The sequence below is a fragment of the Phocaeicola sp. RTP21359st1_B8_RTP21360_211022 genome, assembly GCF_040911965.1.
GTDB lineage: Bacteria > Bacteroidota > Bacteroidia > Bacteroidales > Bacteroidaceae > Phocaeicola > Phocaeicola vulgatus.
The window spans coordinates 1-5,918 of sequence record NZ_JBDFXP010000090.1 but is presented as its reverse complement, the minus strand read 5'-3'; the positions used below and the strand labels follow the sequence as shown (position 1 = coordinate 5,918).

Below are 5,918 nucleotides of genomic sequence, written 5' to 3'. Positions count from 1 at the left end.
GCCAGCCAATGTTAAATTCAAAACTAATTAATTAACAAAACTCGGTTTAGGGCACTGAAAAGTGCCCTTTCGAAGGGAGATGCCCTAAATTGAGTGCTTACTGATTGAATAACTTCTTGCTTTAATGGTTCAAGATTTAAGATTTTTTTTATAACCATGTATATTATATTGCAATCCTGTATAATTTTTTTAATGTATAAAAGTTGGAAATACAATGAAAAAGCATGCATACCTTATAATGGCCCACAATAATTGGAAAATATTAGAAAAGCTATTAATTCTATTAGATGATAAAAGAAATGATATTTATTTGCATATTGATTTAAAGTCAGACTTTATAGATTTTTCGAGCAAGGTTCACAATGCAAATCTTTTTATTTTTCATGAAATAGATGTCAGATGGGGAGATATTTCTCTAATACAAGTTGAATTTTTCCTTTTTAAGACTGCATATTGCAAAGGGAATTATTCTTACTATCATCTGATCAGCGGCAGTGATCTACCATTAAAAACACAAGATGAAATTCATGCTTTTTTTGACGCTCATTATCCCACTGAATTTATTGGATTTTCATTAGGAATGACATGTGATAATCGTATAAATAAGGTTTATATCTTTCCAAAGTATCAAAGAATAAAAAACAGGTATGGTAATAAGGTGTTATGTTTGCTCAGGTCCTTTTGTGTTTTTCTACAAAATCTTTTGAATTACAATCATTATAAGTTGAAAGATAAATTGATGATAGGACCTGAATGGGTTAGCATTACAGAACAGTCTGTAAGTTTGATTTTGTCAAAGGAGAAAATTATAATGAAACAATATAGATTTGCTTCTTGTGGTGATGAAGTTTATAAACAGACTATTATAGGAAATTCTTTTTTATTTAATTCTGTATATGATAAAGTTGATGATTATAAGGGATGTATGAGATTTATAGATTGGAATAAAGGCAATCCATATATTTTTCGTTCTATAGATTTTGAACAATTAATGTCTTCAGATAGAATGTTTGCAAGAAAATTTGATGAGAAAGTTGATTTTGATATAGTTGAAAGAATATTTGAAGCATTGGATAAACAAAAGAGATAATTCTAAAATGGAGTATGATATTTCTAACATATTAATATAAGAAAATCATGATTACAGCAGCGGTTGTTACATTTCATACGTCTCGTAAAGATTTGATTCGCTTAATAGATTGCGTGTTACATTCTTCGATAGATAAGTTTTTTATTATAGACAATTCAACGAATGATGCTTTGCGTGAATTTGAATCAACATCAGAACGGATTACTTATATTTATAGTGATAATTTGGGATTTGGAAGTGGGCATAATGTAGCCATTAACCGAGCAATGGACTTAGGTTGTGATTATCATATTATAATCAATCCAGATATTTATTGGGATGAAAATGTAATAGAAAAGCTAACGCAATTTATGAATGAAAATAGGGACTGTGGTCTGGTCATGCCCAAAATACTATATCCAAATGGAGAGGTTCAGTATCTATGTAAATTGCTTCCTACTCCGTTGGATTTATTTGGACGAAGATTCATTCCATTCAAGGCTTTTCAAGAAAAGCGTAATGCATGGTATGAAATGCACTGGAGCGGATATGAGAAGGTAATGGAAGTTCCCTCTTTATCTGGCTGTTTTATGTTTATACGGACTGACATATTGAAACGGATAGGAGGTTTTGATGAACGCTTCTTTATGTACGCCGAAGATTTGGACTTATGTCGCAGGATAGGAGAAATTGCCCGGACAATGTATTATCCTCAAGCTTCAGTCTTTCATGAATATGAAAAAGGTTCGTATAAGAACCGAAAGTTATTAAGGTATCATATTTGCTCTATCATTAAGTATTTCAATAAGTGGGGATGGTTCATAGATCAGAAAAGAAAAAAAAGAAATTCCCATTGTATAAAACTTATCGAATACATTCGGAACTAAACATAACATCATGCTAAATATTCTAATTATTGTAGCCGCCTTCCTGATAGCCGTAGTCTTAGCCCGTATCATCATTCCCCGTATTTTAATCATTTCTCTTCGTAAACGTCTGTTTGATACTCCGGACGCACGGAAGGTGCACAAAAAACCAGTATCCCGGCTGGGTGGAGTGTCCTTTTTCCCGGCCATCTTGTTTACTGTAACTTTCTTGATAGGAATCTGTTATATGACAGGATGGGTCTCCTTAGTGGATACAGGACAACATTGGGTACAGATACTGTTTATGTGTACAGGGTTGACATTGCTGTATATTGTGGGAATTGCGGATGATTTGATAGGGGTTCGCTATCGTCAGAAATTTATAGTGCAATTGATTGCAGCCTTCATGTTTCCGTTGGCGGGGCTTTATATCAATGATTTTTACGGGCTGTTCGGTATTCATGCAGTTTCTCCTTTCATCGGTATTCCTCTTACCTTGGTGCTCGTGATTTTTATCACCAATGCCATTAACCTGATAGACGGCATTGACGGTTTGGCATCGGGACTGAGTATGGTAGCATTGTCCGTCTTTGGCACACTGGCTGTCATTGATGACAGATGGATGAGTGCATTGCTGGCTTTTACTACCGTGGGAGTGTTGCTTCCGTTCTTTTTTTATAATGTATTTGGAAATGCGGACAGGGGACGGAAAATCTTTATGGGAGATACAGGAAGTCTTACCTTGGGCTATATATTAAGTTTCCTGGCAGTGCAATACACTATGAATACGTATGAGGCGGGTATTAATTATGAAGGTGCCATATTGATATCTTTCAGTGTATTGTTAGTTCCCTGCCTGGATGTGGTAAGGGTGGTTCTAGGCCGTGTACGTCGTGGCAAAGACCCCTTTATGCCGGATAAGACACATATTCATCACAAGTTTCTTGCCATGGGATTCACACCGCGTAAAGCGATGATTTCCATTCTATGCATTTCGTTTTTGTTTTGTGCCTCCAATGTGTTTCTGGTAAGCTATCTGAACAATACGGTGCTGTTCCTCTGTGATGTGGCCGTATGGACACTGATGAATCTTTATATCAGTAAGTTGATTTCACGACGCAATATTTCCCAAATATGATTGTTCCTTCTTTCCGCCTTTATCATTTTGCAGTAAAACTGATATGGAAACGTATGCTGGCCCTTACCCTGCTGTTTTGGCTGGGGGTGGCAGGAGTATACTATGCGGTAAACGAGATGCCTGTCTGGCAGGAATATGGTTGGTGGCTGCCATTGATGGTGGGTAGCACTTACTTTCTCTTTATGGACGTAAAATTGATGTTGATGATGATGAAACATGAAGAGAAAAAGAAGTGGAAGCGGTATCGGTAAAAAAATAAGTTCGAAGAATGAGGAATATGAAAATAGGAAGATGTTGTCTTGCCGGTTTGTTTTTGTGGATAGTACAGGGGGCAACGGCTCAAATAAATTATGGCACGACGGGATTGATGAATCTTCCTACTGCCGACATGCAGCGTGACAAGACTTTTATGGCAGGTGGTAACTGGCTGAATCATCATGCTACAGTACCCCGTTGGTGGTATGATACATGGAACTATTATATCAATATAACTATTTTTCCTTGGCTGGAAGCCGGATATCTGTGTACTGGTCATAAGGCAGTTCCTACGGATTATGGCAATAACTCCGGCTATTGGGTGCCATCTACGTATGGCAAGTTCACCAACCAGGACCGTTCTTTTCATTTTCGCTTGCGGGTGTGGAAGGAAGGTTGGTGGAAACCATGGACACCTCAAGTGGTGATAGGTGCCAATGATGCGATAGGTGATTCGGCGAATGGTGGTTCCTTATCCAATCAGCAGAATCAAGACTATGGTAATGGCTTTTGGAATCGTTATTATCTGGCAATAACCAAACATGTCAATTTTGATAATATAGGTACGTTAGGTACGCACATATCGTGGATATACAGCAACCGTTTCGACAATAAACTGAATAATCCTGCTATGGGCGTGAACTTTTGTTTCCATTTGAAAGAGAATGATTCATGGATAAGAAAAGCTGTTAATGGTGTCAATTTAATGGCTGAGGTTGTTCCTGGTTATACAGATGTGAAAGAGGACTTGACATTCAATCCCAATGGACCGAAATATCAAATGAATGTAGGTATGGAATACAGCTTTTGGAAAGACTACATCAACGCTGTAATAGAATTGAACCGTTGCAAATACTTCTCCGGCGGCATTTATTTCAAGATTCATCTGAAATGATAAAATAAATTATTCTATTAGGAATTCCCGTTTGGATTTTGTTCCTTATGCATAAATGGTAAATTTTTGTTATATTTACAAAAAGCTATTTGTGATGATGAAGCAAAAAGAAGAAATATTATATGCAATTAAGGAAGTCATAGCGCAGGTTATGCCTACAGGTGCAAGAGTGGTACTTTTGGGTTCTCAGGTTCGTAACGATGCCCGCGAGGATTCGGATTGGGATATATTGATTCTTCTTGATAAAGAAAAATTAGAAGAAGCAGATCACGATAAGTATGTTTATCCTTTATTTGAATTGGGTTGGAAAATTGATGTGGAGATTCATCCTATAATGTATACTTTAAAAGATTGGCTGGAACGAAATTTTTCTCTCTTTTATAAAAATGTGGAACAAGACGGGATTGTACTATGCTGAGTGTTGATGAGAAAAAAGCGATTATAAATTATCGGATACAAAAGTCTTACGGTAATTTGAACGAGGCAAAAGAAGTTGTGAAACTGGTTTTTTGGAACTTGGTAGGTAATCGCTTTTATTATTCGGCATTTCATATGGCTTCTGCATTATTGTTGAATAAGGGTCTTGCATCTCGTTCTCATAGCGGTACGATTCACTTGATAGGTGCTCAGTTTGTAGTAAAAGGTCTTTTAGATAAAAGTTATGGTCGTTTGCTGTCCCGTTTATTTGAATTACGGCAATCTGGCGATTATGATGATTTGTATGATGCAATAGAGGATGAGGTCGTACCTTAATTGACAAGACATTTCAATTTATTCAAGATATGGAAAAGCTAATCGTATTCAAGGGAGAATAGTTATTTTGTAGTTTGTTGTTAGCATCTAAAAAAACGTAAAAAGCCATCTCCCGTGTGAAATGGAACATGGCGTGCAATCACTTTTGGGGAATGTATGTGGGTCGAACGCTTTGTTCTCTGCGGACTTCTCGTGATGAAGATAGGTTTAAACTTTGACTCGGAAAACCATATTTTGAGTGATTGGATCATAGAAGAATAGACGATATTATAAGCTATTTGTAAAGATAAAATATTTATAATTTACTATAGGCTGTATGCGATAACGTATGCGGCCTTCCTTGTTTTTGTTGTCGGTAGCGACTGGCATCCGTATAATGTATTGCAAGAGCAAGAACGATTGTCTTCGTGACTACCAGCAGGAGATGAAGCTCAGGCTCTTTGAAGAGTGGGAGCTTCACCGGAGTGTGATGGTACAGATGCCTACAGGCACGGGAAAGACACACCTGCTGGCTGCCATAGTGAGGGAGTTCTTGTGTGGTTCCGGTAGCCGGGTATGGATTGTGGCGCATCGTCGGGAACTGGTGGAGCAGATAGAGGAGACGGTTTCCCGTTATGGAATGGGGAGGGAGGACGGAAGTGTGAGGGTGATGTCCATCCAGTGGTTGTCACGAAACCGGAAGATTGTGAACGGACAGCCGGATTTGATTGTTATTGACGAGGCACATCATGCCCTGGCAGAAACTTATCGGGAGCTTTGGAAGAGTTATCCGGAGGCGAGGAAATTGGGTATGACCGCTACCCCCTGTCGGCTGAACCGCAAAGGATTCACGGATTTGTTTGATACCCTGATTACCTCATGGAGTATTGCGGAATTTATCGGGAGGGGCTGGTTGTCGTCCTTTGACTATGTGTCCATCCGTGCGAACAGCAGGGAACAGCG

7 protein-coding genes and 1 pseudogene are annotated in these 5,918 nt (G+C 38.1%); all 8 read left to right on the top strand.

The annotated features are described in order from the left end of the window. Positions 1–214 precede the first annotated feature (214 nt). Complete coding sequence (locus AB5062_RS22325; RefSeq protein WP_007853915.1) at positions 215–1,090, top strand: beta-1,6-N-acetylglucosaminyltransferase; 876 nt, start codon at positions 215–217, stop codon at positions 1,088–1,090. A 47-nt stretch (positions 1,091–1,137) separates the two neighbouring features. Next, positions 1,138–1,956, top strand: coding sequence for a glycosyltransferase (locus tag AB5062_RS22320; RefSeq protein WP_007853919.1), 819 nt, complete (start codon positions 1,138–1,140; stop codon positions 1,954–1,956). 10 nt (positions 1,957–1,966) lie between these two features. Further along, a complete protein-coding gene (locus AB5062_RS22315; protein ID WP_032953192.1) occupies positions 1,967–3,073 on the top strand; it encodes an MraY family glycosyltransferase in 1,107 nt (368 codons plus the stop codon). Continuing rightward, entirely contained in the window at positions 3,070–3,324 is a 255-nt protein-coding gene (locus AB5062_RS22310) for a hypothetical protein (protein WP_032953191.1), read from the top strand. The genes AB5062_RS22315 and AB5062_RS22310 overlap by 4 nt, the downstream gene beginning before the upstream one ends. 26 nt (positions 3,325–3,350) lie before the next feature. Then, positions 3,351–4,223 (top strand): YjbH domain-containing protein, encoded by an 873-nt coding sequence (locus tag AB5062_RS22305; RefSeq protein WP_227238932.1) that lies wholly within the window; start codon positions 3,351–3,353, stop codon positions 4,221–4,223. Positions 4,224–4,317: 94 nt separating this feature from the next. Continuing rightward, a complete protein-coding gene (locus AB5062_RS22300; RefSeq protein ID WP_022508628.1) occupies positions 4,318–4,641 on the top strand; it encodes a nucleotidyltransferase domain-containing protein in 324 nt (107 codons plus the stop codon). Next, positions 4,635–5,038 (top strand): annotated as a pseudogene (locus AB5062_RS22295) (HEPN domain-containing protein). The gene AB5062_RS22300 and the pseudogene AB5062_RS22295 overlap by 7 nt, the downstream one beginning before the upstream one ends. A gap of 266 nt (positions 5,039–5,304) precedes the next feature. Continuing rightward, positions 5,305–5,918 (top strand): DEAD/DEAH box helicase (locus tag AB5062_RS22290; protein WP_195508398.1); only part of this gene is annotated, 614 nt, incomplete at its 3' end.